At 68.5% G+C, this 26,115-nt stretch carries 22 protein-coding genes; 5 read left to right on the forward strand and 17 right to left on the reverse strand.

What is annotated here, in order from left to right:
* Positions 1-15 precede the first annotated feature (15 nt).
* The 13 genes from glnT to ACNSTU_RS10240 form a co-directional block, all read right to left on the reverse strand.
* Positions 16-1,350 carry a type III glutamate--ammonia ligase gene (gene glnT / locus ACNSTU_RS10180; RefSeq protein WP_290632124.1) on the reverse strand — a complete coding sequence of 445 codons (1,335 nt, stop codon included), beginning with the start codon at positions 1,348-1,350 and terminating at the stop codon, positions 16-18.
* Positions 1,351-1,374: 24 nt separating this feature from the next.
* Complete coding sequence (locus tag ACNSTU_RS10185; protein ID WP_290632126.1) at positions 1,375-1,857, reverse strand: hypothetical protein; 483 nt, start codon at positions 1,855-1,857, stop codon at positions 1,375-1,377.
* Positions 1,854-4,757 carry a 2Fe-2S iron-sulfur cluster-binding protein gene (locus ACNSTU_RS10190; RefSeq protein ID WP_418212317.1) on the reverse strand — a complete coding sequence of 968 codons (2,904 nt, stop codon included), beginning with the start codon at positions 4,755-4,757 and terminating at the stop codon, positions 1,854-1,856. The genes ACNSTU_RS10185 and ACNSTU_RS10190 overlap by 4 nt, the downstream gene beginning before the upstream one ends.
* Positions 4,738-5,010, reverse strand: a complete 273-nt coding sequence (locus ACNSTU_RS10195; protein ID WP_290632130.1) for a sarcosine oxidase subunit delta — start codon at positions 5,008-5,010, stop codon at positions 4,738-4,740. The genes ACNSTU_RS10190 and ACNSTU_RS10195 overlap by 20 nt, the downstream gene beginning before the upstream one ends.
* Positions 5,011-5,012: 2 nt before the next feature.
* Positions 5,013-6,254, reverse strand: a complete 1,242-nt coding sequence (locus ACNSTU_RS10200) for an FAD-dependent oxidoreductase (RefSeq protein WP_290632132.1) — start codon at positions 6,252-6,254, stop codon at positions 5,013-5,015.
* Between the two features lie 9 nt (positions 6,255-6,263).
* Positions 6,264-7,121, reverse strand: a complete 858-nt coding sequence (gene purU / locus ACNSTU_RS10205) for a formyltetrahydrofolate deformylase (RefSeq protein ID WP_290632134.1) — start codon at positions 7,119-7,121, stop codon at positions 6,264-6,266.
* 135 nt (positions 7,122-7,256) lie between these two features.
* Positions 7,257-8,714, reverse strand: a complete 1,458-nt coding sequence (locus tag ACNSTU_RS10210; protein ID WP_290632136.1) for a coniferyl aldehyde dehydrogenase — start codon at positions 8,712-8,714, stop codon at positions 7,257-7,259.
* Between the two features lie 13 nt (positions 8,715-8,727).
* Positions 8,728-10,371 (reverse strand): GMC family oxidoreductase, encoded by a 1,644-nt coding sequence (locus ACNSTU_RS10215; protein WP_290632138.1) that lies wholly within the window; start codon positions 10,369-10,371, stop codon positions 8,728-8,730.
* Between the two features lie 90 nt (positions 10,372-10,461).
* Positions 10,462-11,208 carry an enoyl-CoA hydratase/isomerase family protein gene (locus ACNSTU_RS10220; protein WP_290632140.1) on the reverse strand — a complete coding sequence of 249 codons (747 nt, stop codon included), beginning with the start codon at positions 11,206-11,208 and terminating at the stop codon, positions 10,462-10,464.
* Entirely contained in the window at positions 11,205-12,749 is a 1,545-nt protein-coding gene (locus tag ACNSTU_RS10225) for an acetolactate synthase large subunit (RefSeq protein ID WP_290632142.1), read from the reverse strand. Before ACNSTU_RS10225 ends, ACNSTU_RS10220 begins: the two co-directional genes overlap by 4 nt.
* Positions 12,750-12,834: 85 nt before the next feature.
* The gene (locus ACNSTU_RS10230) at positions 12,835-14,055 is read right to left on the reverse strand and encodes a CaiB/BaiF CoA transferase family protein (RefSeq protein WP_418212318.1); all 1,221 of its coding nucleotides are present in this window, start codon (positions 14,053-14,055) and stop codon (positions 12,835-12,837) included.
* 94 nt (positions 14,056-14,149) lie between these two features.
* The gene (locus ACNSTU_RS10235; protein WP_418212319.1) at positions 14,150-15,082 is read right to left on the reverse strand and encodes an electron transfer flavoprotein subunit alpha/FixB family protein; all 933 of its coding nucleotides are present in this window, start codon (positions 15,080-15,082) and stop codon (positions 14,150-14,152) included.
* Complete coding sequence (locus ACNSTU_RS10240; protein ID WP_418212320.1) at positions 15,083-15,832, reverse strand: electron transfer flavoprotein subunit beta/FixA family protein; 750 nt, start codon at positions 15,830-15,832, stop codon at positions 15,083-15,085.
* A gap of 379 nt (positions 15,833-16,211) precedes the next feature.
* Here ACNSTU_RS10240 and ACNSTU_RS10245 point away from each other — a divergent pair, with 379 nt between their 5' ends.
* From ACNSTU_RS10245 to ACNSTU_RS10265, 5 genes are all read left to right on the forward strand, one after another.
* Entirely contained in the window at positions 16,212-16,718 is a 507-nt protein-coding gene (locus ACNSTU_RS10245) for a Fur family transcriptional regulator (protein ID WP_418212321.1), read from the forward strand.
* 136 nt (positions 16,719-16,854) lie between these two features.
* The gene (locus ACNSTU_RS10250) at positions 16,855-18,321 is read left to right on the forward strand and encodes a TolC family outer membrane protein (protein WP_418212322.1); all 1,467 of its coding nucleotides are present in this window, start codon (positions 16,855-16,857) and stop codon (positions 18,319-18,321) included.
* 4 nt (positions 18,322-18,325) lie between these two features.
* A complete protein-coding gene (locus ACNSTU_RS10255) occupies positions 18,326-19,312 on the forward strand; it encodes a PA2778 family cysteine peptidase (protein ID WP_418212323.1) in 987 nt (328 codons plus the stop codon).
* A gap of 59 nt (positions 19,313-19,371) precedes the next feature.
* Entirely contained in the window at positions 19,372-19,617 is a 246-nt protein-coding gene (locus tag ACNSTU_RS10260; protein ID WP_418212335.1) for a DUF1244 domain-containing protein, read from the forward strand.
* Between the two features lie 98 nt (positions 19,618-19,715).
* Positions 19,716-22,286 carry a fused MFS/spermidine synthase gene (locus ACNSTU_RS10265; protein ID WP_418212324.1) on the forward strand — a complete coding sequence of 857 codons (2,571 nt, stop codon included), beginning with the start codon at positions 19,716-19,718 and terminating at the stop codon, positions 22,284-22,286.
* Between the two features lie 13 nt (positions 22,287-22,299).
* On the opposite strand, the gene ACNSTU_RS10270 is transcribed toward ACNSTU_RS10265, so the two are convergent.
* Genes ACNSTU_RS10270 through ACNSTU_RS10285 form a run of 4 tightly spaced genes read right to left on the reverse strand, consistent with a single transcriptional unit; the run spans position 22,300 to position 26,021 of the window.
* A complete protein-coding gene (locus ACNSTU_RS10270; protein WP_418212325.1) occupies positions 22,300-23,091 on the reverse strand; it encodes a metal ABC transporter permease in 792 nt (263 codons plus the stop codon).
* Positions 23,091-23,600: an ATP-binding cassette domain-containing protein gene (locus ACNSTU_RS10275; protein WP_418212326.1), complete on the reverse strand. Its 510-nt coding sequence runs from the start codon at positions 23,598-23,600 to the stop codon at positions 23,091-23,093. Before ACNSTU_RS10275 ends, ACNSTU_RS10270 begins: the two co-directional genes overlap by 1 nt.
* Positions 23,601-23,653: 53 nt before the next feature.
* The gene (locus ACNSTU_RS10280) at positions 23,654-24,553 is read right to left on the reverse strand and encodes a metal ABC transporter substrate-binding protein (protein WP_418212327.1); all 900 of its coding nucleotides are present in this window, start codon (positions 24,551-24,553) and stop codon (positions 23,654-23,656) included.
* Positions 24,554-24,569: 16 nt separating this feature from the next.
* A complete protein-coding gene (locus tag ACNSTU_RS10285; protein WP_418212328.1) occupies positions 24,570-26,021 on the reverse strand; it encodes a zinc-regulated TonB-dependent outer membrane receptor in 1,452 nt (483 codons plus the stop codon).
* Between the last annotated feature and the right edge of the window lie 94 nt (positions 26,022-26,115).

Below are 26,115 nucleotides of genomic sequence, written 5' to 3' on the forward strand. Positions count from 1 at the left end.
TTCGGCCGCCGCGTGTCAGAAGAACTCCGCGTAACGCTCCACCTCCCAGGCGGAGACGTGGCGGTTGTACTCGATCCACTCGTTGCGCTTGAGCCGGATGAACTCGTCAACAATCCCCTGGCCGAGGGTTTCGCGGAACAGGGGGTCGGCCTCCAGCTCGTTGAGCGCCTGATTGAGCGTCTGGGGCAGGATGCCGATGCCCTGCTCCCGACAGTCGGCGGCGGTGTAGTTGTACAGGTTGACGTTCTGGGGCTCGCCCGGCTCCAGCTTGCGGTCGATGCCATCCAGGCCAGCAGCGATCAGCCCCGCGGTGACCAGATACGGATTGCAGCCCGCGTCCGGCAGGCGGTACTCCAGTCGGCCGTAGGGCACCCGCACCATGGCCGAGCGGTTGTTGTCGCCGTAGGTGACGTACACCGGCGCCCACGTGGCGCCCGAGGCGGAACCACCTACCACCAGCCGTTTGTAGGAGTTCACCGTGGGCGCGGCCAGGGCGCACAGGGCGTGGGCATGGTGCAGCAGCCCGCCCAGGAAGTGGTAGCCCAGGTCCGACAGCCCCAGGCCGCGTTTGTCGCTGTCGTCGTGGAACAGGTTGGTGCCGGACGCGTCCACCACCGACATGTGGTAGTGCATGCCGTTGCCGGTACGGCTGGAAATGGGCTTGGGCATGAACGAACAGATCATGTCCATCTGGTGCGCGATCTCGCCGGCGGCCATGCGCAGGAACACGAAGCGGTCCGCCGAGGTGAGCGCATCGCTGTGAGTGTAGTTGATCTCGAACTGGGCGTTGGCGTCTTCGTGGTCGATCTGGTAAACGTCGAAACCGACCTGCTGGAGGCTGCCCACCAGCTCCTCGAGAAAGGCCCGCGAGCGCGACAGCCCCTTGTAGTCGTAGCAGGGCTTGTCCAGGGTGTCGCTCTCGTCCACCGGGTGGAGTTCGCCATTGCCGTTGCGCTGAAACAGGCAGAACTCCGGCTCCAGGCCAGTACTGAAGGTCCAGCCCCGCTCCTGCAGCCGCTCCAGCTGGCGCTGCAGCACATGGCGCGAGTCCAGCGGATAGGGCTTGTCATCAACAAAGCCGGTGCAGGCGATACGGGCGTAACCCGGCTGCCACGGCACCAGGCTCAGGCTGTTGAGGTCGCCGCGGGCCATGAAATCGGACTCGTGCGGCTCCATGCCCAGCCCGGAAACGGCGAACCCGGCGAAGCCGGCGCCATCCTCGAGCACGTTGGACAGACAGTGCGCAGGCACGGACTTGGTCTTGGCCACCCCGTGGATATCCACGAACTGGGCGAGTACGAATCGGACGTTGTTGTCGGCAAGCAGCTTCTCGGCATCACTTTGCAGCATGGCGGGCCTCCCCGTTAGGTATCGTTAGTCTTCTGCCAGGCGGTCATGGTCGCGGACCACGGCCGTCAACATGGCGTCCAGGTACGCGCCGTAACTGGGATCGCAGCCCAGCAGGATGCCGTCCGGGCGGTCCGGATGGCGGTACAGCCAGGCCGTCACACCGGCGACGGCCGCGGCCAGCCACCCCCCTTCGGGAAGCTGGCGGAGATCGTGCGGGCAGAGCTGGCGCATGGCGTGCGCCCAGCCCCCCCCCGAGAGGCACAGCACGCGATCGCTGCGCGTCAGACACCACGGCGGTGTCGCGGCCGGCGGCGTCCATGGATCGGCCGTCACCACCAAGTAGTCGTTGCGGCCCGTAAAGGCAACGAGACCGGCACCGCACGGGAGTGCCGTCTGCTCGGTCTCCGGCACCGGCAGACCCGCGTCCCGCAGGACATCCGGGGCGCCGCTGCCCACCAGTTCGCACACCGCGAACCGCACATCGGCCTCCAGCGTCAGGTCGTTCATGGCGTCGCCTCCGGGTTGTCGGCGTCCTGGCGAACGCCATCCGGGTCGTAGAAGGTCTCGGCGACCATCTCGCCGCGCACCAGCACATCGTCATCGGCGCGAATGGTTAGCGGCTCGTCGCTGTCGGCCAGTGCCCGGTCCACCATGGCCAGTCCGATGGGCTGACCGCGCGTGGGGCTCCGGGCGATGCTGGTCACGCGCCCGGCTATGTCACCGTTGCGGATGACCAGGTGACACTCCCGGGGCAGCGGGCCGGCGTGGTCCGGCGGGAGCACGAAACGCACCAGTCGCCGCTGCTCCTGACCCTTGAGATGGGCCAGCGCCGGGCGGCCGATGAAAAAGGGTTTCTTCAGGTGCACCGCCCAGGGCATGGCCGCCTCGAACGGGTTGGTGAGGCCGTCGGTATCCTGGCCGACGATGATGTGGCCCTTCTCCAGGCGCAGCACGCGCTGCGCCTCGACACCGAACGGGCGAATGCCGTGGGCAGCCCCCGCATCCAGCAGGGCGTGCCAGATGGTGGTCAGCGCCGCGGGCGTGGCGTGAATCTCGTAGCCCAGCTCGCCGACAAACCCCACGCGCACCAGCCGCGCCCAGTGGCCGCAGACGCGCGTGTCGCAGATGCCGAGCCGAGGCAGCGACGCCTCGCTCAGGTCCATGTCCACCAGCGGCTCCAGCACCCGGCGGCTCATGGGGCCGACCACGTTCAGGGCCCCCAGCTGCCCGGTCCGGTTCACCACGTGCACGTCCAGCCCCCACTCCAGCGCCTTGCGGGTGAGCGTCTGGTAGGTCGCCTCAGCGTGGCCGGAGGTGGCGGAGAGGTAGAAGTGGTCGTCGGCGAGACGCCCGGCCACGCCATCGTCCACGATGATGCCGGCGTCATCGACCATCAGCGCGTAGCGGGTGAGCCCCAGCCGGATGTTGCCCTTGCGCATGGTGTACGCGCCGTCCAGCAGTGTGGCGGCATCCGGCCCGAAGACCTCGAGCTTGCCCAGGGTTGAAACGTCGATGAGACCGACGCCGTTGCGCACCATGGCAACCTCGTCCGCGATGGCCGACGCGGCGTCCGCGCCGTAGTAAGCGGGCCGGCGCCATTCACCCGCCTCCATGAAGGTCGCACCCCGCTCCCGGTGCCAGTCCTGCATCGGGGTTTCCCGCTCCGGACGCATGCGCCGGCCGGCCAGGTCCTCCAGGCGCACGGGGTAGTACATGGGTCGGGCCGTGGTGGTGCCGGTGGCGTCGATGCCCTGATCCCGCAGACGCGCGAGAATGCGGATGGCGTTGAGGTTGGCGTGCTTGCCCTGGCTCGGCCCCATGCCCACGGTGGAGAAGCGCTTGAGCAGCTCGATGTTGTCGAACCCCTCGCGGGCCGCCTGCTCCAGATCCTTCAACTGCAGGTCTTCGTCGAAGTCGACGAAATTCCGGTCCTTCGGGTGGGGCACGATGGGCCACTGCGAGCCGTGGGGCACGGTATCCCGCTGCGGCACCACCGGCGGCACCGGCTCCCCGCGCAGCGCCGCCGTGAGCCGGCGCACCGCGTCCCCGGCGTCGGCGAGCTGCTGACCGAGCGTGAACGCCCCGTTGACGCGCCCGGCGGGAACCACTGTCGACGGCCAGTCGGCCGGCACCGGCATGGCCAGGGTGTCGTCGTAGCGGAACGTCCCGCCCGACTGGTACAGCAGATGCCCGGCCGGCGCCCAGCCCACGCTCATGAGTACGCCGTCGCAGTGAATGGTCTCACCGGAGTCGGCGTCGCAGTTCCCGGCCTCATCCACGGGAGCGATGGTCACACCGGAAACCGCGTCGCTGCCGTGGGCGGCGTAGACCGTCCAGCCCCGGTAGACGGGGATGCCGGCGTCGGTGAGGCGGCGGGCGTCGGCCTCGGTCACACCCGGGCCGTGCGCCACCACCGCGGCGACGGTGACACCCGCCGCGGCCATCTGTTCCGCGGCCACCAGGCCCTCGCCGTTGGCGGCCTGCACCACGGCGCGCTCAAAGGGCAGCACACCGAATCGATGCAACAGTCGCTGCGCGCCCGAGGCGAGCATGACCCCCGGCAGGTCGTTGTTGTGGAACACCGCCGGCTGCTCGAGCACGCCGGTGGCGAGCACCACACCGCGGGCCCGTACCTTGATGATCCCCTCCGGCGCCGCCAGCGGTATCCAGTGATCCGTGTAGCTCCCCAGGGCCACGGTGCTGGTCTGGACGGTGACACCCGGATGCCCCAGCACCCGCGCCACCAGGTCGTCCCTCTGCGTGTCGGCAATGGCGTCACCCAGCCACTGGTAGTCCAGGCTGCCGCCGATACGCGGGTTCTCGTCCGCCAGCAGCACGTCGAAGCCGGCGTCGGCGGCGTCGAGGGCAGCCCGCAGCCCGGCGGGCCCGGCGCCGATCACCAGCACATCGCAGTAGCCGTAGCGCTTGGCGCGGCGCCGCGGCGTCCAGGCGGTATCCACCCGACCCAGTCCGGCGCGCCGGCGGATAATGCGCTCCCAGAACGGGAACAGCGCGCGCGGGCGGTGGAACGCCTTGTAGTAGAAACCCACCGGCAGGAAGCGGCCGAACCGGTCCATGTGCCGGTCGGCGTCCTTCTCAAGGCTGCCGCGCACATTCACCGGGTCCGCGACCATGCCGTCAGTGACGGGGGTGACGTCGCCGCGCACGTTGGTGTCCGCGTCGGTGGCGAACAGCGCGTTGACATCGTGGTTGGCCAGGGACACCGCACCGCGCGGGCGGTGGTACTTGAAACTGCGCCCCAGCAGCGAGACACCGCTGGCCAGCAGCGCCGAGGTAATGGTATCCCCAGGGTGCGCCGTGCAAGGGCGTCCCTCGAAGGTGAAGGACAGCGTCCGCGAGCGGTCGATCCACTCCCGCGGCCCCGCCTCAGAGCGTCGGAATGGCATAGGCCACCTCCTCCGGCGGGACCACGCGCTCGATGCGATCGCTGAGGGTGTCGCGCTCCAGCACGAACCAGCGCGACGTGGGCCGGTGGAACCACCACTCCCGCAGCAGCGTCGGTGCGCCGCTGCGGTTGAAGGCGTGATCGGCCACGGCCGACAGCTCCGCCGCGTCCATGGGCGGCCGGCGCACCTCGCCGCCGTAGACGAACTCGCTCAGGGGCCGTGTGCCGATAACGGGACAATCAATCACTTTCATGGTCAGTGCCCCACGGATGCCGCACCCTTCTCGCCCACCAACTGGAAGTCGGCGAAGCGGTCGAAGCGGAACGGTTCGATGAGTTCATGGTTGCGCCCGGCGGCCACGGTGGCGGCCATGGTCTGGCCGCTGATGGGTGTGGCCTTGAAGCCCCAGGTTCCCCAGCCCGCATCCAGGTAGAAGCCATCCAGTGGCGTCGTCCCCATGATCGGGGCGAAGTCGGGGGTGAGATCGCTCATGCCCGCCCACTGCCGGTTGACCCGCAGACGGGCGGTGAACGGCAGCAGATCGATGAGCCGGTCCGCCAGCCCCTCGACGAACTCGAACGACGAGCGCGTGCTGTGCAGGGAGTACGGGTCCACCGCCGCACCCATGACCAGCTCGCCGCGGGACGACTGGCTCACGTACACGTGCAGGCTGCCGGAGACCACGATGGTGTCGAGGAACGGCTTCACCGGTTCGGTGACGCACGCCTGCAGCGGGTAGATCTCGATGGGTGTGGGCAGGTCCACCATGGCGGTGATCCGCGGCGTGGAGCCGGCCACCATGGAGACCACCGCGTCGCAGTCGACGGCACCACGGTCGGTGTTCACTCCGGTGACCCGCCCGCCGGCGGTGCGAATACCGGTGACGCGCGTCTGCTGATGGATCTCCACCCCGCGGCTCGCCGCCGCCCGGCCATAGCCCCAGGCCACCGCGTCGTGCCGCGCCACCGCACCGGGCGCGTGGTAGAGCGCGCCCATCACCGGGTGGTTGCCACCGCATTCCAGATCGATGCCGGGCACGTCCGCCGCCACCGCCTCCGGGCCCACGACCCGGCTGTCGACGCCGTGGTGTCGGTTCACCTCGGCGCGCCAGCGCATGGTGCGCAGAGCCTCATCGGAGTGGGCCAGGGTGTAGTGGCCGCGGGTGGAGTAGAACAGGTTGATGTCCAGCTCCTCCGACAGCCCCTTGAACAGTTGCAGACTGGCGTCGTAGAAGCGGACCCCCTCGGGGGTGAGGTAGTTGGAGCGGATGATGGTCGTGTTGCGACCGGTGTTGCCGCCACCGAGATACCCCTGTTCCAGCACCGCCACGTTGGTGATGCCGTGCTCTTTCGCCAGGTAATGGGCGCAGGCCAGGCCGTGGCCACCGCCGCCGATGATGACCACGTCGTAGCGGTCGCGCAGTTCGCCCTGCTCCGGGAAGAAGCGCGGTTCGCGCTCCCCTCCCAACAGGCCCTGTTTCAGCAGTCGCAGCGGCATGGGCGGCTCCTACCCGAAGACGATGGTCTTGTTGCCGTGGAGGAGCACGCGGTCCTCCAGATGGAAGCGCAGGCCACGCGCCAGCACCATCTTCTCCACGTCCCGGCCCAGACGAACCATGTCCTCGGTGGTGTTGTGGTGGTTCACGCGCACCACGTCCTGCTCGATGATCGGCCCGGCATCGAGCTCCGCGGTGGCGTAATGGCAGGTGGCGCCGATCAGCTTCACGCCGCGCTGCGCCGCCTGGTGATAGGGGCGGGCCCCGGCGAAGGACGGCAGGAAACTATGGTGGATGTTGATGATGCGCCCCGGATAACGCTCGCACAGGCGCTCCGGCAGGATCTGCATGTAGCGCGCCAGCACCACGGTGTCGGCGGCGGTGTCCCGGATCAGTTCATCCAGCGTGGCAAAGGCGTTGTCGCGATCATCGGGCTTCACCGGCACGTGGTGATACGGGATGCCGTGCCACTCGACGAAACCGCGCAGATCCTCGTGGTTGGAGACCACGCAAGGAATCTCGAAGGGCAGCTCACCGCTGCGCCACCGGTACAGCAGGTCGGCCAGGCAGTGGCTCTGCCGGCTGACCATGAGCATGACGCGCTTGGGCACCTGGCTGTCCGTGAGCCGCCAGTCCATGCCGAAGCGCTCCGCCAGCGGCGCGATGAGCGCCCGCAGGCCGTCCAGGTCGAAGGGCAGGCTGCTCGCCCGGATTTCGTAGCGCATGAAGAACCAGCCACTCTCTGCATCGGCGTACTGGTGCGCTTCGGTGATCCAGCCACCGTGCCCTGCCAGCGCGTCGGTGACCGCGGCGATGATGCCGACCTGGTCAGGACAGGACAGGGTCAGACGATAGCAGTAATCGGCCACAAAGTTTCTCCCGGATTAACAATATTTCACGACAGTATTGCAGGGCCGAGCCCCCGTCAACCGCCGCATGCCGCCGCTCCGGAATGGTGCAAGCGCCCGATTACAGGGCATAAACGGGGAATGACGGCCGTCTGGCTACCGCGCCATGAACCGGTGGACCAGCCGCTGGATCACTCCGCCGTAAGGCGGGTACATAAGGGCGGCACTGTTGATGCGGCCCTTGGCGAACACCGCTTTCTCATGGGAGAACGTGGCGAATCCGTAATGGCCGTGATAGCGCCCCATACCGGATGCTCCGACACCGCCGAACGGCAGGTTGTCCTGGGCCACGTGCAGCAGGGTGTCATTCAGGCACACGCCGCCGGAGTGGGTCTCCCGCAGCACGCGCTGCTGCCGGCTCCGGTCATGGCCGAAATAGTAGAGCGCCAGGGGCCTGGGCCTTCGGGCGACATGGGCGATCGCGGCGCCCAGATCCGGCACCGTGACGATGGGCAGAATCGGCCCGAACAGCTCCTCCTTCAGCACCCGGGCACCGTCCGGCGCATCCAGCACCAGGTGAGGCGCAAACCGGCGCCCGTCCGGGAGGCTCTCCCCGGCCGGAGTGATCGCCTCGATGCGCGCCCCTCTCTGCCGGGCGTCATCCAGCAGCTCCAGCAGGCGATCATGCTGGCGGTCATTGACGATGCTGGTGTAGTCGGGGTTGTCGCCAAGCCGGGGGTAGCGGCGGGCGACCGTGGTGCGGATGGCCGCCAGCAGCGCATCACGCCGCGCGGGAGTGCAGAGCACGTAATCCGGCGCGATGCAGGTCTGCCCGGCGTTGACCAGCTTGCCGAAGACCAGCCGGCTGGCCACCGCGGCGACATCCGCGTCATCGTCGACGATCACCGGCGACTTGCCGCCGAGTTCCAGCGTCACGGGCGTGAGATTGGGCGCTGCCGCGGCCATGACCTGGCGCCCCACGGCCGTGGACCCGGTGAACAGCAGGTGGTCGAACGGCAATGCGGCAAAGGCCTGACTCGCCAGCACCTCACCCTCGAACACTGCCACCTCGTCCGCGCTGAAGGCGGCGGCGAGCAGCTCACGCAGAACCGCGTTGGTGGCGGGCGTGAACTCGGAGAGCTTGAGCATGGCTCGGTTGCCGGCGGCCAGGGCACCGGTCAGCGGAGCCAGCGCGAGAAAGATCGGGTAGTTCCACGGCACCATGATGCCCACCACGCCCAGGGGCTGAGGCACCACCTGCGCCCGGGCCGGCTGCATCAGCGGATGGGGCCAGCAGCGCTGGGGCCGCATCCAGCGGCGCACATGCCGGATGGCGTGGCGGAGGCCGGTGAGTGTCGGGACGATATCCGCCGTGGCCGTCTCGTGGGGTGACCGGCCGCCGAAGTCGGCGGAGACGGCTTCAGTGAGCGCCTGCTCGTGGGCTTTCACCGCACGCCGCAACCGCTGCAGTGCATCCCGCCGTGTCGCGGCGTCCGGATAGGGCGCCGCCTGGAAGGCCGCCCGCTGCCTCTCCAGACACGCCGCCATGGCCGACGCCCCGGGCGGGGCTTGCGTCACCTTCTCGTCAACCGTCGGATGGGTTGCCGCAGTCATGGAGGACTCCCGTTCAGGCAATGGAGGCCAGCCGCCGGGCCGGCGCGCCGGACGCCTCGCCATTGCGTATCAGTTCCGCGGCCCGCTCCGCCACGGCGGTCACGGGCGCGTTGGTATTGCCACTGACCAGCCGCGGAAACACCGAGGCATCCACGACCCGCAGCCCCTCCAGGCCGTGCACGCGCAGCGCCGGGTCCACCACGCTGTCGCTGTCACGCCCCATGCGGCATGTCCCCACCGGGTGGTAGATGGTCTCGGCATGGGCCGCCACGTATCGCCGCAGCGCGGCCCGCCCCTGAACGCCGGGCCCCGGATCCAGCTCCATCTGGCCGATCTCCCGCAGGGGCGCGGCGGCGAGAATCTCCCGTGCATGCTCCAGGCCGTCCACCAGCCGCTCCAGGTCGTCCGGGGCTGCCAGGTAGTCGGGATCGATCCGCGGTGGCGCGGCCGGATCGGATGAGGACAACCCCACCCGCCCGCGACTGGCCGGGCGCAGATGGCAGGTGCGCAGGGTGTAGCCGTAGCCGGTCATGGTCCGCCACAGAGAGAGTCCGTGGTTGTCCTCGATGGCCGGGATGAAATGCATCTGCAGGTCGGGCGTCGCGCAGTCCGGACGACTGGCCAGAAACCCGCCCGCCTCGGCAACGTTCGAGCACAACTCGCCCCGGCGGTGGCGAACGTACTCCCACACCGCCCGCACACCACGCGGGAGATAGGACGGGTGGAACGACAGACCGCGGCGATCGCGGCTGCGCCAGATGACGCTCACGTCCAGGTGGTCCTGCAGATTGGCGCCGACGCCGGACAGGGGATGGCGCACGGCAACACCGGCGCGCTCCAGTTCGAACGGGTCGCCGATGCCGGAGAGCTGCAGGATCTGCGGGGTGTTCACGGCGCCGGCGGCCAGCACCACCTCGCCATGCGCCCGCAGGGTGCGCTCCCGGCCGCGGCGACGGTAACGCACGCCGGTGACGCGATGCCCCTGCAGCTCCAGGCTCTGCACATGGGCGCCGGTGATCACCTGCAGGTTGGGCCGCTCCAGGGCCGGTCGCAGGTACGCCCAGGCGTTGCTGCAGCGGCGGCCATCCTCCTGCATCACGTGGTACAGCCCGACCCCGGCCTGCTCCGCGCCGTTGAAATCGGTATTGGCTGGATGGCCGGCGTTCACCGCAGCCTCGATGAACGCCTGACTGAGCGGGTTGACGCAGCATAGCGGCTCGACCGACAGCGGCCCGTCAGCGCCGTGCCAGGCGTCTGCGCCGTCGGCGAAGCGCTCGGAGGCCCGGAACCAGGGCAGCAGTGTCGACCAGTTCCAGCCGTCGGCGCCGTCCGCCTCCCAGGCGTCGTAATCCGCCGGCTGGCCCCGGGTGTAGCACATGGCGTTGATGGCGCTGCTGCCGCCCAGGGTCCGGCCCCGGGGCCAGAACAGGCGGCGACCGTCGAGGCGCGCCTGCGGCACGGTGTAGTAGGCCCAGTTGAAACGGCGGCTGCGCATCATGCCTGTGATGCCCATGGGCACACGGATCAGCGGATGCCAGTCCGACGGCCCCGCCTCCAGCAGACACACGCGCACGTCGGGATCCGCACTCAGGCGGTTGGCCAGCACGCAGCCCGCCGATCCACCGCCGACGATGATGTAGTCCACCTGCCCGCTCACGCCGCGTTTCCCCTTCCGATATCGCCGCGTCCGGCAGCGGCCGTGGTTCCAGTGTACGTCACCGCCCGGACCGCGGATTGAATCAGGCGGTCATCCCTCCTTGCCGGCGTAACGGTCCAGTACGGCCCGGGCCTCCTCGTGCTGGCTCTGTTCCACGAAGACCCGGCGGGCGGTGGCGTCGCCCGGTTCCGCGCCGTCCTGGATCATGGGCTGGAAGAAGCGCTTGGTGGCGGCCACAGGTCCAGCCGGCAGGGCGGCCAGCTCGCCGGCGATGTCCATGGCGTTGGACAGGGTCTCGCCGGACGGCACCCGGTAGTCGGCCACACCCAGCCGCAGGGCATCGGCGCCCAGGAAGCGCTCGAACCCCCAGGTCAGCCGCCGGGCGGTCACCGGACCGACCCGGGCCGCCAGGGTGGTCAGCCCCCAGGGCGGCAGGAATCCGTTGGGCACCTCGGCCAGGTTCCAGATGGTGTCCTCGGCGGTCACCACCAAGTCGCAGCACACGGCGAGCACGAAACCGCCGCCGAAGGCGTGCCCTTCCACGGCGGCGATCACCGGCGTATCCATGAGCCCGATCCGCCGCGTCATGGCACCGGGCAGGCGCTGGTGCTCGGCCAGCTCCTGCGAGTCACAGCGCCCCATCTCCTTGAGATCACTGCCGGCACAGAACCCCGGCGGTGCGCCGGTGAGCACGATGGCACGCACCTCCGGATCGTACTCCAGGGATGCAAACGCCTCGTCCAGGGCCACGGTCAGCCCGGTGGACAGCGCATTGCGCTGAGCCGGCCGGTTCATGGTGACGATGGCCACGGGGCCATCACGATCCAGATCAATCACAGCACCACCTCCAGCAAACGCGGACCGGGCTCGCGCATGGCCGCGGCAAAGTGTGTATTGAACGCCTCGATAGTCTCGATGCGGTGCGCCTCGACGCCCATGCCCGTTGCCAGTGAGACCCAGTCCAGGTCCGGGTCTCCAATGTTCATGAGCTGGCGGGCGCTCTCCCCCACCTCACCCAGCCCAAGGCGCTGGAACTCGTTGTGCAGGATACGGTAGCTGCGGTTGGCGTAGACCACCACAGTGGTATCCAGCCGCTCCCGCGCCATGGTCCACAGGGACTGGACGTTGTACATGCCCGCACCATCGGCCTGCAGACACAGCACCTGGCGGTCCGGGCACGCCACCGCCGCGCCGATGGCCATGGGCAGCCCGCCCCCCAGGGCGCCGCCGGTGAGGGACAGCCAGTCGTGGGGCGGGCAGCCGGCGGTGGCCTCCGGGAGTCCGCCGCGGGAGGTCACCGCCTCGTCGGCGACGATGGCGTGCTCCGGCAGCAACGCGGCGACGCTCTGGCCCACACTCTCCGGGCTCAGCTCCCCAGTGGCCGGCTCCGGGACGGCAAGAGGCTGAATCGAGGCGCTGTCCTCGCGGGCGCCAAGCATATCGCAGAGCGCCTCCAGGGCGGCCACGGCGTCGTCCCCCGGAGCGGCCAGGGTGTGAATGGCGCAGCTCTCCGGAGTCAGCCAGCTCGGCTGGTCCGGATAGGCGAAAAACCCCACCGGCGGCACCGTCTCTACCAGCACCAGGTGCCGGGCCTCCCGGAGCAGCGCCGCCCCCTGGTCGGGATAGCGTGGAAACCGCTGAATCGGACTCCGCCCGGCACCCCGCTCGAGCCGGGCGGTAAAGGTATCGGCCAGCACCGTGGCGCCGGTGGTGGCGGCGATCCGGCTCGCGGCGTGCAGGCCGTCGGCCCGCACCGCAGCGCCGTTCATGAGCATGACCACGGGTTCGCCGGATGCCAGCACCCGCGCCACGGCCTCCAGGGCGGCCGGGTCCACGGAGGGCCGCCGCGGGCGCTGCACCGGCGGTGCGGGGTCGTCCGCCTCCCCCCAACTGCAGTCGGCCGGCAGGATCAGGCTGGCGATCTGCCCCGGCGGGCCGTAAGCGGCCTTGACCGCGGCCCGGGTATCCGCCGCCAGCAGGCGCGGCGAGGCGCAGGTCCGCAGCCAGCCGGATACCGGACGTGCGTAGGCTTCCACATCGGAGGCAAGCGGGGTTTCGTACTGACGGTGCCAGGTGGCGTGTTCGCCCACCACGTTGACGACGGGTGTGCGTGCGCGCATGGCGTTATGGAGCTGGGAGAGCCCGTTGCCAAGCCCCGGCCCCAGATGGAACAGCGTCGCGGCCGGCTTGTCGGCCATGCGCGCATAGCCGTCGGCGGCGCCGGCCACGACACCCTCGAACAGGCCCAGCACCGGGCGCATCCCGCGCACCCGGTCCAGAGCGGCGACAAAGTGCATCTCGGACGTGCCCGGATTGGCGAAACAGGTATCCACCCCGGCGTTCATCAGGGTGCGCAACAGCGTCTCGGCCCCGTTCATGGTCTCTCCCCCTCGTGCGTCGTAATGGTGTTATTGCACCATCTGACCGCAACCACGCAGCGCGGTCAAAACCCGGGGGGCATCTTCAGCCGATCACGCCCTTCTCCCGGAGCACCGCAATGGCCTCCCCGGAGTATTGCAGCACGTCACGGAGAATGGCGTCAGTCTGTTCGCCGAGCCGGGGTGCCGGGCGGCTGCTGTCCAGGGGCGTCGCGGAATAGCGGATGGGGTTGGCCACGGCCGGCACGCGGCCCAGTTCCGGGTGCTCCGTGGCCGTCTGCATGCCCCGGGCCTGGATCTGCGGGTCGGCGAAAACGCGGTCGATGGTGTTCACGGGGCCGCTGGGGACACCGGCGGCCTTCAGTTCGGCCAGCCAGTCGTCGGTGGTCCGGGTGCGGAACACGGCGGCCAGCTCCGGAATCAGCACCTGGCGATGGGCGACGCGCGCGGCATTGGTCGCATAGGCGGCATCCGCCGGCAGATCGGGCCGACCCATGACGTCGCACAGCCGCCGGAACTGGTCGTCGTTGCCCACGGTGAGCACCAGGTAGCCATCCCGGGTGGGAAAGGTCTGGTAGGGCACGATGTTGGGGTGGGCGTTGCCCATGCGCCCGGGCACCTGGCCGCCCACCAGGTAATTCATGGCCTGGTTGGCGAGGGTCGCCACCTGCACGTCCAGCAGCGCCAGATCGATGTGCTGCCCCTCGCCGGTGCGCTCCCGGTGTGCCAGGGCGCCAAGGCTGGCCACGGTGGCGTACATGCCGGTGAGAATGTCGGTCAGCGCCACCCCCACCTTGGTGGGCTCGCCCCCGTCAGCATCCGGGGCGCCGGTGATGCTCATGAGCCCGCCCATTGCCTGGAGCAGGAAATCGTATCCGGCCCGCTCGCTGTAGGGGCCGGTCTGACCGAAGCCGGTAATGGAGCAGTAGATCAGGCCGGGGTTCACCGCCTGCAGGCTGGCGTAATCCAGCCCGTACCGGGCCAGCCCGCCCACCTTGTAGTTCTCCAGCAGGATGTCGCTGCGCGCCGCCAGCTCCCGCACCAGCGCCTGGCCTTCCGGGCGGGTGATGTCGATGGCCACGGACTGCTTGCCGCGGTTGGCGGAAAGATAGTAAGCGGATTCGGCCGGGTTGCCGTCGGTGTCATGCAGGTGGGGTGGCCCCCAGCCGCGGGTATCGTCACCCCGTCCGGGGCGCTCGACCTTGATCACCTGGGCCCCCAGATCGGCGAACAGCTGCCCGGCCCAGGGGCCGGCGAGGATGCGGCTGAGGTCCAGTACGCGGATGTGGTCGAGGACGGCGGGCATGACGGGGCTCCCGGGTAACAGGGGTAAGATGCCTAACCAGAAGCGGGGCACCCTAGGGCGCCCCGCTGTCAGCATACCGCAGGTTCCGGCACGCTCAGTCGAGCGCCTTGGAGAACTCCGGCACCGCCTCGAACAGATCCGCCACCAGGCCGTAGTCGGCCACCTCGAAGATCGGGGCCTCCTCGTCCTTGTTGATGGCAACGATCACCTTGGAGCCTTCCATGCCGGCCAGGTGCTGGATGGCACCGGAGATGCCCACGGCGATATAGAGGTCCGGGGCCACGATCTTGCCGGTCTGGCCGACCTGGTAATCGTTGGGCACGAAGCCGGCGTCCACCGCGGCGCGGGAGGCGCCCAGGGCGGCGTTCAGCTTGTCGGCGACCTCTTCGAGGATCTTGAAGTTCTCGCCACTGCCCATGCCGCGACCACCGGAGACCACGATCTTGGCGGAGGTCAGCTCCGGACGGTCGGACTTGGTCAGCTCCTGGCTGACGAAGTCGGCCACGGCGCTGTGATCCAGCACGTCCACCTGCTCGACGCTGGCGGAGCCACCCTCGGCGGCGGCCGGCTCGAACGCCGTCGGCCGCACCGTGATCACCTTGGTGCCGTCGGTGGCCTGCACCGTCGCCATGGCGTTACCGGCGTAGATGGGCCGGGTGAAGGTGTCTTCCGACTCCACCGCGGTGATGTCGGACACCTGGGCCACATCCAGCAGCGCGGCGACCCGCGGCATGAAATTCTTGCCGAAAGTGGTGGCCGGCGCCAGCACGTGGCCATAGTCACCGGCGATGTGCGCCACCAGGCTGGAGAGGTCCTCAGCCAGGCCGTGCTCATAGTGCGCGGCGTCGGCGACACGGACCTTGGTCACGCCGTCGATCTTCGCTGCAGCCTCACCCACGGCGCCGCAATCCTTGCCGGCGACCAGCACGTGCACGTCGCTGCCGATGGCCCTGGCGGCACTCACGGTACCCAGCGTCGACGACCCCAGATGCGCGTTGTCATGTTCTGCTACGACGAGAATGGTCATTTAGATCACCTTCGCTTCGTTCTTGAGCTTGTCCACCAGCTCGGCCACATCCGCGACCTTGACGCCACCCTGGCGCTTCGGCGGCTCGGACACCTTCACCGTCTTCAGCCGCGGCGTGGTATCCACGCCCAGGTCGGCGGGGGACAGCGTGTCCAGCTGCTTTTTCTTGGCCTTCATGATATTGGGCAGCTTGGCGTAACGCGGCTCGTTGAGGCGCAGGTCGGTGGTGACGACCGCCGGCAGCTTCAGGGAGACCGTCTCGGCACCGCCGTCGATCTCGCGGGTGACCTGGACCTTGCCGTCCTGCAGATCCACTGCGGAGGCGAACGTACCCTGGCCCCAGCCCATGAGCGCAGCGAACATCTGACCGGTCTGGTTGGCGTCGTCGTCAATGGCCTGCTTGCCAAGGACTACCATGTCCGGGTTTTCCTTCTCGGCCAGGGCCTTGAGCAGCTTGGCAACCGCCAGCGGCTCCAGCTCGTCGTCGGTTTCCACAAGAATGCCGCGGTCACCGCCCATGGCCAGCGCCGTACGGATGGTCTCCTGGCACTGGCTCACGCCCATGGACACCACGACAACCTCTTCTGCGACGCCTTTCTCCTTGAGTCGCACCGCCTCTTCGACGGCGATCTCATCGAAGGGGTTCATGGACATCTTGACGTTGGCGGTTTCTACGCCGCTGCCGTCCGCCTTCACGCGGACTTTCACGTTGTAGTCCACCACGCGCTTCACAGGCACCAGAATCTTCATAACATCTCCGTTCTGCGTTGTGCGCTTGGCGAGCAATGGGTGTAAGCGGCCGCCGGGTCGAACCGTCCGTCATCTGCACCCGGCTGGCGGCATCAATATTCCGCTATGCGAAACTCTGTTCCGCTTAGGCCCGATGAGCATAGATAAGGGCCTGATCCGTGTCAAATTGCCCCCAACGGCGCGGGCAATCAAGAGCGATGTCACGGCCCACCGGCGCCGCACCTTCGTACAGGACACGACACGCGTGTATTGTACAGAAAGTACGCACCTTGTCGCCCGTGCGGCACAAGGCCTCATCACGCACGACGCGATTCAGGTGCGCTGCCCTCCCCCCTGCACACATGTTATAGTGTTGCAAGTTGTTAGCGGGGGACGCCACATGGCTACCAATGTTGTTATGCCGTTCAAGCACGCCGATCACGATCACGACCACTGCGTGGACGACGCTCTGGCGCGTGCGGAACAGCAGTGCACCGAGAACGGCGTTCGACTCACGACCATCCGGCGCCGCGTGCTGGAGCTGATCTGGCGCCGCCATGAACCCATCAAGGCGTACGACCTGCTGGACATGCTGCGGGCGGAGCGTCGCAGTGCAGCTCCGCCCACGGTATACCGCGCCCTGGATTTCCTTCTCGAGGAAGGGCTGATCCACCGCATCGAAAGCCTGAACGCCTATGTGGGCTGCGGTGACCCTCATCGCCCACACGTGGGTCAGTTCCTGATCTGTCAGCGCTGCAACGCCGTGGCCGAGCTCAATGACGGCGACGTCTATCAGGTGCTGACCAGCAAGGCGGAAGAACTGGGTTTTCAGGTCAACTCCCAGACCATCGAAATCAACGGCTTCTGCCCGGCGTGCCGCGACGTGCACTGCGCCGCCGGCAGCTGATCTCCGACGCCGCCACTGACCGCGCGGTCGGCTTGCCCCTGACCGTCATCCGGCTTATCGTTGACGGTTAACGCCGGTAAGGGATTGCCGCTCCGAGCCGTTCACCCCCCATTCGTTCATGGAGAGTAACCACCCAATGCGTGCACTCATCTGGAGGCTTGGTGTAGCCGCTGGTCTTGGTGGGGCCCTGCTCATCAGTGGCCAGAGCCTCGCTGCCAACGAACGCATGGACCTCAGCGAAGCCTATCGGCTGGCAGTGGAGCAGGACCCCAGGCTGCGCGCCGCCCAGGCGCGGCTGCGCGCCAGCGAGGAGCTCCAGCCCCAGGCCCGCGCCCTGTTCCTGCCGGAGATCAACCTGGAGGCGGGCGCCAACCAGAACTGGGAGAACTCCCAGTTCGGTGACCAGGACCGGGGCAGTGTGGACTACCATGGCTGGTCCGCTGGCGTGACCCTGACGCAGCCCCTGTTCCGCCGCGAGAGCTTCGCCCTGGCGGACCAGGCGGACATCCTTCAGGACCAGGCCAGCCTGCAGTACGCCACCAGCCAGCAGGACATCCTCCTGCGGGTAAGCGAAGCGTACTTCGACATGCTGCTGGCCCAGGACAACCTGCGCCTCACCGAGGCGGAGCTGGAAGCGGTGCAGTCGGAGCTGCGCCGCGCCGAACGTGCCCTGGAAGTCGGCAGCGGCACCGTCACCGACCGGGACGAGGCGCGCGCCCGCTTCGACCAGGTGGAAGCGCAGCGCCTGCGCGCCCAGAACGACCTGCAGGTGGCACGGGAGAACCTGCGCAGCGTCATCGGCCAGCCGCCCCGGGAACTGGCGGGCCTGCGGGACGACTTCTCCGCCCAGCCCCCCTCGCCGGATGCACCGGAAGTGTGGTCGGAGCGGGCAGAACGCAACAACCTGAACGTGCGCCTGTCCGAGGGCGAGTTCCGGCGCTCGCGCACGGAAGTGGAGCGGGTACAGGGGCAGCGGTATCCCAGAGTCGATCTGGTGGCCAATTACTCGCGAAACTACCAGAGTGAACTCGGACAACAGGGCGCCGGTACGGGAGCATTCGCAGGAGAGGAACTCGACGGTGAGCAGACATCCGTTGGCGTACGGCTGACCATGCCGCTCTACGCCGGCGGCGGCCCCACCTCCCAGGCCCGCGAGGCGCAGGCCGAGCGGGACGCCTTCTTCGAGGAGTCCATCGACGCCCGCCGCCAGGCCAGCCTGGAGGCGGAGTCCGCCTACCTGAACCTGGTCTCCAACCTGCGCCAGATCAGCGCCTTCGAACAGGCGCTGCAGTCGGTGCTGAGTACGGAGCGCTCCACCCGGCGCGGGCTGGAAGTGGGGCTGCGCACGACCCTGGACGTGCTCAACGTCCAGCGCGACCGCTTCTCCACCCAGCGCGACCTGGCCGAGGCGCGTTACAACTACCTGCTGAACTACCTGCAGCTGCAGGTGGCCGTGGGCTCCGCCATCGACGGCTCCACCATCGACGACGTCAATTTTTTCCTGGCCCAGCGCGCCGAGGACGAAGTGGATGATCTCGCCGACATGGAGGAGATCGAGACGCCGGAGAACGACGACTTCCCGGATGGCGATCAGACGGAGTAAGCGCTTGAGCGCTCCGGTGCCATCGCGCATCGGCGGCCGCCCCCTGCTGGCGGCCGCCGCCCTCGCAGCCGCGCTGCTCGGCGGTTGCGCCAGCTTTACGGCCATCGCCCCGGATGACGCCTTCAGCGACCCCCCGCGGGGTGTGGAGCTCATCAATGTGCCCTACTTCCCCCAGGAGGCGCTCCAGTGCGGCCCGGCGGCTCTTGCCGAGACCCTGGTCTGGAGCGGCTACGAGACCACACCGGGCGACCTGAAGCCCGAGCTGTTCATCCCCGAGCGCGAAGGCACGCTGCAGACGGAGATGAAAGCCCAGACCCGCGCCCGCGACCGTATCCCCTACCGCATCCGCGGCAACCACGACGCCATTCTGGCGGAGCTGCACGCCGGCAACCCGGTGCTGGTGTTCCAGAACCTGGGGCTTGGCTGGGCGCCGGTCTGGCACTACGCCGTGGTGGTGGGTTACGACCCGCAGGATCACGACTACATCCTGCGCTCCGGCGAACACGAGCGGCAGCTCACCGGTCTGGACCGCTTCCGCCGGACCTGGGACCGGGGCGACAACTGGGCCATCGTCGTGGTGGAGCCGGACGACCTCCCGGCCACGGCGGAGCCGGCGAACTGGCTGCGCGCCGGCCTGGATCTGCAGGAGAGCGGCCGCACCGATGCCGCCACCACGGCCTACGAAAGCGGCCGGGACCGCTGGCCGGAACACGGCGGCTTTCACGTGGCGCTGATGAACCTCCACTACGGCAAGGGCGACGCGGATGCGGCAGAGGCCGCCGCGCGCCGCGGACTGGACGAGGCGGAATCCCACGGTGGGGTACTGCGCAACAACCTCGCCATGTTGCTGCTGGAGCGCGGTGCATGCGAGGAGGCCGGCGCCCTGGCTCGTGAGGCCGAGGCGTCAGTGGACGCCGACAGCCCCTTCGCCGGTGACTTCCGGGAGACCCGGGAGACCGTCCGCCGGGAATGCAGCGCCGCCGACGACTGAGCCACCGGGTTGTTACAATCCTCGGGCACGCACAAACCGGGAGGACTACCATGGCCGAGATCGACGAACAGACCCGCACCGAACTGGAAGCCGCCGCGTTCCGTACGCTGGTGGGACACCTGCGCGAACGCACAGACGTCCAGAACATCGATCTCATGGATCTGGCCGGCTTCTGCCGCAACTGCCTCTCCAAGTGGTACAAGGCCGCCGCCGAGGAGCGTGGCATCACCATGGACTACGACGAGGCCAAGGAGATCGTCTACGGCATGCCCTACAGCGAGTGGAAGGAGAAGTACCAGAAGTAACCGCACCAGCGGGGCGCACCCCGCGTCAGGCGGTGGGGTGCGGCCGAACCTGCAATGATATAAAATAACGCACTCGCACAGCAGCCCGCTCGAGCCCCATGCCACGCCTTGTTCTCGCCGCCACCGCTGGCCTCTTTCTGCTATCCGGATTCGCCGCCCTGGTCTATCAGGTGCTGTGGGTGCGCGAGCTGGGGCTGCTGTTCGGCAATACCGCCCAGGCGGCGGCACTGGCCATCGCCATCTTCTTCGCCGGCCTGGCGGCGGGCGGCTGGTTCTGGGGTCGTCTGGCACCACAGGTGCGCTCACCGCTGAAGGTCTTCGGCCTGCTGGAGCTGGGTGTGGCCGCCACCGCCGTGGGCCACTTCGTGCTCATCGACCTCTACCACATCATCTACCCGGCCCTGAACGCGGCCGCGGGCGATGCCGCCTGGGCCACCACCGCGCTGCGCGCCAGTCTCGGCGCCATCGTCCTGTTTCCGCCTGCGTTTCTCATGGGCGGCACGCTGCCCATGATGGGGCAGCACCTGGTTCGCATCACCGGTCGGCTCGCCACCACCGGCACGGCGGTGTACGCCCTGAACACCTTCGGCTCGGCCCTGGGCGCCCTGGCAGCGGGCTTTGTCCTGCCGCCACTGCTCGGCTTCAGTGGTGCCTACCTGCTCGCCATCGGCATCGACCTGTTCGTGGGCCTCGCGGCCATCGGTCTGGCCATGGGGCTGGTTCTGGCGCCAACCGATGCACGCCCGCAGGATGCGGCCGCGGACCAACCCCGCAACACCCGGAGCACTGCCTCTGCGGCTACCTCCGCAGGCCTGCCCGCGCGCCTGGTGGCGCTGGTGCCGTTCGTCTCCGGCGCCGCAACCCTGGGTGTGGAGGTGCTGTGGACGCGGCTGTTCGCCCAGGTCCTGCAGAATTCCGTGTACACCTATGCGGTGGTGCTGGTGGCCTTTCTGCTCGCACTCTCTCTGGGCTCCCTGACCGCCAACGCCCTGGCCCGCCTGCGCGCGCCGGCACCGCGCCAGGTTCTGTTGCTGGTTCTGGCCGCGTCGGGAGCGGTCATCGCCGCGTCGCCGTGGGCGTTCCACGCCGTCACCGGCGGCCTTGCCTATGTGGGCGCAGGCGCCTCATGGCTTGAGTACCTGGGTGCGGTCTCGGTGGTGGCCCTGCTGGTGATGGTGCTGCCGGGCATTCTGCTGGGCATCACCCTGCCCTACCTGTTGCGGCTGATGGAGGCGGCCCGCCCGGAGCCCGGCGAGATCCTCGGCCGCCTGGTAGCGGCCAACACCGCTGGCGCCATTATCGGCTCGCTGGCCGCCGGTTTTCTGCTGCTGCCGTGGCTGGGGGTCAGCGGCAGCCTGCTGGTGCTGGCGACGCTCTACCCGGCGCTGATGCTCCCGCTGATCCTGCGCGAACCCATCCCGTGGCCTCACCGGGTGATCTACGCAACGCCCGTTGTCGCGGCCGTGGCCGGGCTGATCGCCTTCCGCGCGGCCGGGCCCGCGGCCACGACCCTGAGCGCTGACGAGCGGCTGCTGGAGGTGATCGAGGGCACCCACGCCACCGCCGCCGTCATCGAGCGCGGCGAGCACCGCCTGATCCGCGTGAACAACTTCTACACCCTGGGCGGAACGGGTGCGCTGGAATCGGAGCGCAACCAGACCCTGATCCCCATGATGACCCACCCGGAGCCCCGCTCCGTGTTCTATCTGGGCATGGGCACGGGCATTACCGCGGGCACGTCACTGCTGTTCCCGGTGGAGCGCGTGGACGTGTGTGAGCTGCTGCCGGAGGTGGTGGAGCTGGCGGAGCGCCACTTCGCGCCCTGGAATCAGGGGCTGTTCGACGACGAACGGGCCACGGTGCGCGCCGAGGACGGCCACCACTGCCTGCGTCACGCCGACACCGAATACGACCTCATCATCAGCGACCTGTTCACCCCCTGGAAGGCGGGCACGGGCAATCTCTACACCCGCGAGCACTACGAGACCGGGCGCGCGCGCCTCGCCGAGGACGGCCTGTTCGTGCAGTGGCTGCCCCTGTATCAGCTCACGGAAAAGGAGCTGGGGACCATCGCCCGCACCATGGACGCGGTGTTCCCGCAGGTGGTGATGTGGCGGGGCGACCTGTTCGCCGACGGCTCGATCATCGCCCTGGTGGGGACAGAGTCGGGGGTCACCGTGGATCCCGACGCCCTGGTGGCACACGGCCGCAGCCTGGCCGACAACCCGGCACTGCCGGAGGACCTGCTGCAGGCCGTGAATCTGCGCTTTTACGCAGGCAATGTCTCCCTGAGCGGGCTGTTCGATGAGGCACCCCTGAACACCCACGACCGGCCGGTGGTGGAATACCAGGCGCCACGCAGCCAGCGGCTGGTGCAGGCCGGCGAGGAGACGTGGATGACCGGCTCGCGCCTGGGCTTTCTCTACCAGAACCTGGCCGAGCAGGTGCCACCCGCCGAGGACCCGTACCTGGCCCCGCTGAAGGACGACGCCCACGGCTACGTGGACGCGGGGCGTCACTACTACTTTTACAACGTCCTGCGCATGAACGAGCGCCACGACCTGGCCAGCGCGCAACTGCGGCAATTCCTTGCCCTGACGCCCTTCGACCAGCCGCCGGGCGATCCGGAGGCGCCCACGACGCGCTCAAGCTGGGAGGAAGGCCGCTGACGTCCGGGCCGGTTCAGCCGGTACGACGCACCAGCAGCCGCAGCAGCGCCAGCGCCACGACGATGGCGACAAAGGCGGGGCCGAACGGCAGGTCCGCCAGCAGGGCGATGGCAAAGGCCGCCACATAGGCCAGCACCCCCACCACGGCGGAGAGCACCACCGCCGCCCGCCAGCCGGGCGCCAGGGCGAAGGCGACCCACGGCGGGATGAAGATCAGGGCGAAGGCCGCCATGACGCCCATGGCCATGGAGGCCAGCGCCACCCCGACGGCGACCATGATGCTGAACCCCAGGCCGAGCAACGCAACACTGCGGCCGTTGGCGCGATCGTGCCCCGGGAACAGGCGCGCCCGCAGCAACCGCGGCGAGAGCCACGGCATCAGCGCCGCAAACACCAGGGCGAAAGCGATACCGGTGAGCAGGTGTTCGGTGCTGGTGAAGTAGAGCTGACCGTCCACCAGAGTCTGCGCCAGGGTACGGGCGTGGTGGCTGAACTGCGCCCCCAGGATCATCGCCGCCCAGCCGGCCAGAATCATCACCGCGTAGAGATCGTTGCCGGTGCGCCGCACCAGCCCGCGGGCGACCACACCGCCACCGGCGACCCCCAGGGCGGCCATCAGCGGCGGCATCCCCAGCAGGCTGCCGATCACGCCCCCGGCACCACCCAGATGGGCAAAGCCCAGCGCCGCCAGCCACTCCTCGCGCATGCGCAGGTAAAGCCCGAGCACGGGCAGCACGGCCGCAAACACCAGACCGGTGAAGAACGGCAGACGGAATAGCGGGTCGATCAGCAGATCCCACTCCATCACGCCATCTCCACCAGCCGGTCGGCCACCTGCCGCAGGAAGTCCTGTTCGTGGGAGATCACCAGGGCGCCCCGCTCCGGCCCCAGCGCGCGCAGCGTCTCCGCCAGCAGCGCCTCGCCGTCGGGGTCGAGATTGTTGGTGGGCTCGTCGAGCAGCAGCAGATCGGCGGGATGACCGACCGCCGCCCAGACCATGAGCAGCTGCCGCTGCCCGCCGCTGAGACGGTCCACGCGGACATCCAGCAGCGCGCGCAGCCGCTCCGGCAGCGTGGCCGCGTCCACGTCCATCAGGCGCAGCACCTCGCGCACGCGCAGGGGCGTCTCGCCGGTGTCGAAGCCGGTCTGGGACTGGTAGGCCAGGCGCAGGCCGTCGCTGCGCGTGATGCGGCCGGAGAAGACCGTGGCCTCGCCGGTGAGCACGCGCATGATGGTGGACTTGCCGCAGCCGTTCGGGCCTGACAGCCCGACCACCTCGCCGGCGTCCACGAAAAAATCGAGGGGCCCGATCACGGGCCCCTCATAACCGGCCCGTAGGCCTTCAGCAGTGAGCAGACGTATCGTCATTACTCAATGGGGGACGCAATCACCTCGACCCAGTCGCCGATCAGCTCGAAGTAGTCGTCGGCGGTGCCGTCGACCTGAACGCCCGGCATCAGCTCGTAGGCTTCCCAGCCAAGCTGCTCCGCCACGAAGTTCACGTGGTCCTCGCGCTGATACGGATAACGGATGATGACCCCGTCCTTGCCCTCCAGTTCACTGACCAGTGCGCGCAGGTGCGAGCCCGTGGGCGGGTTTCCGGGGACCGGCTCAAGAAAGCCCAGGTCCGGTACGTCCAGGCGGTCCAGCAGGTAGGTGGCGTCATCGTGGTAGAGCACCACACCCGGTGCGCCGTCGACACGCTCCCGCCACTCGTCCACGTACTCGTCCGCACGCTCGGCGAATTCTTCCGCGTTGGCATGGTACGTGTCCGCGTTGGCGGAATCCATCTCCGCCATGCGCGCCGCCAGGGTCTTGGCGATCTCGCCCATGCGGATCGGGTCCAGGTAGACATGGGGGTTGCCGGCCGGATGGACGTCGCCCCGGGAGCGGTCGGCCTCGCCACCCGTGCCGAGCAGATCCACCTGGGCCCCGGCCTCGAAGTAGCCGCTGGTGCCGGCCCGGACGCCGGGGTTATTGGCGCCACGGATGGCGGCGGGCAACCACCCCTCCTCCAGCTCCGCCCCCACGGAGACCACCAGGTCGGCCCCGCGGATGGCGGACATCATGGAGGGCCGGGCCTCCAGGTAGTGGGCGTCGCGGTCCGGCGGCGCCATGGTGCTCACCTCCACGTGGTCACCGCCCACGTGCTTGGCGAGCATGCCCATGTTGGAGGTGGTGGCGGCGATATTCAGCGCCTGGGCCGCCGCCGGGGCGGCAGCCAGTGCGGCACCGAGAGCGCTTGCGATGAGTGCGCGTTTCAGCATCTTTCTGCTCCCTCGCTCAGAATGGATGGGCGCCGTGCGCGCCGATACTGATGTTGTACTGGAGCATGAAGCTCCACTCGTCGTGGCGGTCACCGCCCGGGTCCTCGGCGGCGTAATCCGCGTAATTCACCTGCGCTCGCAGGAACGAGAAGTGGGACGGGTAGAACGTGGTATTCAGGGAATAGCGGTAGCTGGTGCCGAAGTCGTCGCTCGGATTGCTGTCGCCATCGAACGCACGATTCTCGGCGATACCCAGTGCTTCCGCCCGAACGCCTGTCCGCCAACGCGGTGCAATGCCGTAGACCGCCTGAAGGTAAGCGCCGTCCTGGCGGTAGCGAACATCTGCGCTCTCCGCCGACTCCCACGTCCAGTCGTCTGGACCGCCACCTTGGTCATCCGCAAACTTGAAGACCTCGAAATCCAGATCCTGTTCCCGGTAGAAGTACTCACCCTGAATCGTCAGGTCGCCGTGCCCGAGGTAGCCGGCGGCGTCGTACTTGTAGACCGCGTCCAACCCGGCGAACCAGGCGTCGCCATCCCAGGTCTGCACGCGCGGCGTGCCGTGCTCCTCTGAACGCTGGAAGGCGCGCGCGTAGCCGCCCGAAATACCGAACTGCGCCGCGTGGTCATAGCCAAGGTCCGGGCCCCATTTCAGGAAACCAGTGAAGAGCCGGGGACCAGACGCATCCTCGAAGGGCAGGTCCTGCCGTTCACGGACGCGGTTGAGTTCGTCATTGCCGTCTACGAAGTACTCGTCAAACTCCGCCCGATCGTGCCCAACGTAATTGGCAACACCACTGGTGTCCCCCTGCAACACCTCAACCCCACCCTTCAGGTAGGTCCGCGTCGGCAGCAGCCAGTTCAGCTGTACACCCGTCTCCTGAATGCCGTGGTGGCCGAACAGGTGTTCGCTCACCAGCGGGCGGTCGACGAAGTCCCACTCGTGGGGATGCTGGTTGTTGATGTAGCCGATATCCGACAGGAAGCGGCCGCCCTTGATCTGCAGGCCCCAGGGCAGGCTGCTTGTGGTGAAGTAGGCCTCTTCCAGATCCACCGTGTCCGTGCCCTCGACCACCAGCATGGCGAAGGCGTCGAAGTAGGGATCCACGGACGCCTCGAAGGCGAACTCGGTCTCGCGGAGCTGGAAGCCATCCCCGCCGCCACCGTGGTCATGGCCATGGCCATGACTGTGACCCCCTTCGAAACCGCCCGGGTCGTCGACCTCACCACTGAAGGTGTTCGTGTATACGCCATCGAGAATGACGGAGATGGAAGGGTTGAAGGCGGTGCCGGCGCCGATGCGCTCGCTGGAGCCCGGCCCGATGCCGGCGCCCATGCCCCCCTGGGCGTCCATGGCGTCCTGCTGGGTGGCGCCTTCGCCGGGCTGATCCTGTTGCGCGATCGCGACGCCCGAGCCGAGCAGCAGCGCTGCGGCGGCAACGCCCTGGGTTAGATATGCTCGCTTCATGATTGCCCTCATGCTCGCGTTGTTCGGTGGAGAAGGGATGCAGTTCCGGGCCACGGGATTGGCCGGAAAATGGAATTATATAACATTCCTTCAT

Origin of the sequence: Aquisalimonas sp. APHAB1-3, assembly GCF_048323695.1 — a bacterium.
Taxonomy (GTDB): domain Bacteria; phylum Pseudomonadota; class Gammaproteobacteria; order Nitrococcales; family Aquisalimonadaceae; genus Aquisalimonas.

Coding starts and splice junctions, on each gene's coding strand:
- ACNSTU_RS10230 (WP_418212318.1), bottom strand. CDS start 14,055: ATGCCCGCCGTCCTCGACCACATCCGCGTACTGGACCTCAGCCGCATC.
- ACNSTU_RS10190 (WP_418212317.1), bottom strand. CDS start 4,757: ATGCCATTCCGACGCTCTGAGGCGGGGCCGCGGGAGTGGATCGACCGC.
- ACNSTU_RS10195 (WP_290632130.1), bottom strand. CDS start 5,010: ATGAAAGTGATTGATTGTCCCGTTATCGGCACACGGCCCCTGAGCGAG.
- ACNSTU_RS10200 (WP_290632132.1), bottom strand. CDS start 6,254: ATGCCGCTGCGACTGCTGAAACAGGGCCTGTTGGGAGGGGAGCGCGAA.
- ACNSTU_RS10210 (WP_290632136.1), bottom strand. CDS start 8,714: ATGACTGCGGCAACCCATCCGACGGTTGACGAGAAGGTGACGCAAGCC.
- ACNSTU_RS10235 (WP_418212319.1), bottom strand. CDS start 15,082: ATGACCATTCTCGTCGTAGCAGAACATGACAACGCGCATCTGGGGTCG.
- ACNSTU_RS10265 (WP_418212324.1), top strand. CDS start 19,716: ATGCCACGCCTTGTTCTCGCCGCCACCGCTGGCCTCTTTCTGCTATCC.
- ACNSTU_RS10285 (WP_418212328.1), bottom strand. CDS start 26,021: ATGAAGCGAGCATATCTAACCCAGGGCGTTGCCGCCGCAGCGCTGCTG.
- ACNSTU_RS10225 (WP_290632142.1), bottom strand. CDS start 12,749: ATGAACGGGGCCGAGACGCTGTTGCGCACCCTGATGAACGCCGGGGTG.
- glnT (WP_290632124.1), bottom strand. CDS start 1,350: ATGCTGCAAAGTGATGCCGAGAAGCTGCTTGCCGACAACAACGTCCGA.
- ACNSTU_RS10185 (WP_290632126.1), bottom strand. CDS start 1,857: ATGAACGACCTGACGCTGGAGGCCGATGTGCGGTTCGCGGTGTGCGAA.
- ACNSTU_RS10240 (WP_418212320.1), bottom strand. CDS start 15,832: ATGAAGATTCTGGTGCCTGTGAAGCGCGTGGTGGACTACAACGTGAAA.
- ACNSTU_RS10280 (WP_418212327.1), bottom strand. CDS start 24,553: ATGCTGAAACGCGCACTCATCGCAAGCGCTCTCGGTGCCGCACTGGCT.
- ACNSTU_RS10250 (WP_418212322.1), top strand. CDS start 16,855: ATGCGTGCACTCATCTGGAGGCTTGGTGTAGCCGCTGGTCTTGGTGGG.
- ACNSTU_RS10245 (WP_418212321.1), top strand. CDS start 16,212: ATGGCTACCAATGTTGTTATGCCGTTCAAGCACGCCGATCACGATCAC.
- ACNSTU_RS10270 (WP_418212325.1), bottom strand. CDS start 23,091: ATGGAGTGGGATCTGCTGATCGACCCGCTATTCCGTCTGCCGTTCTTC.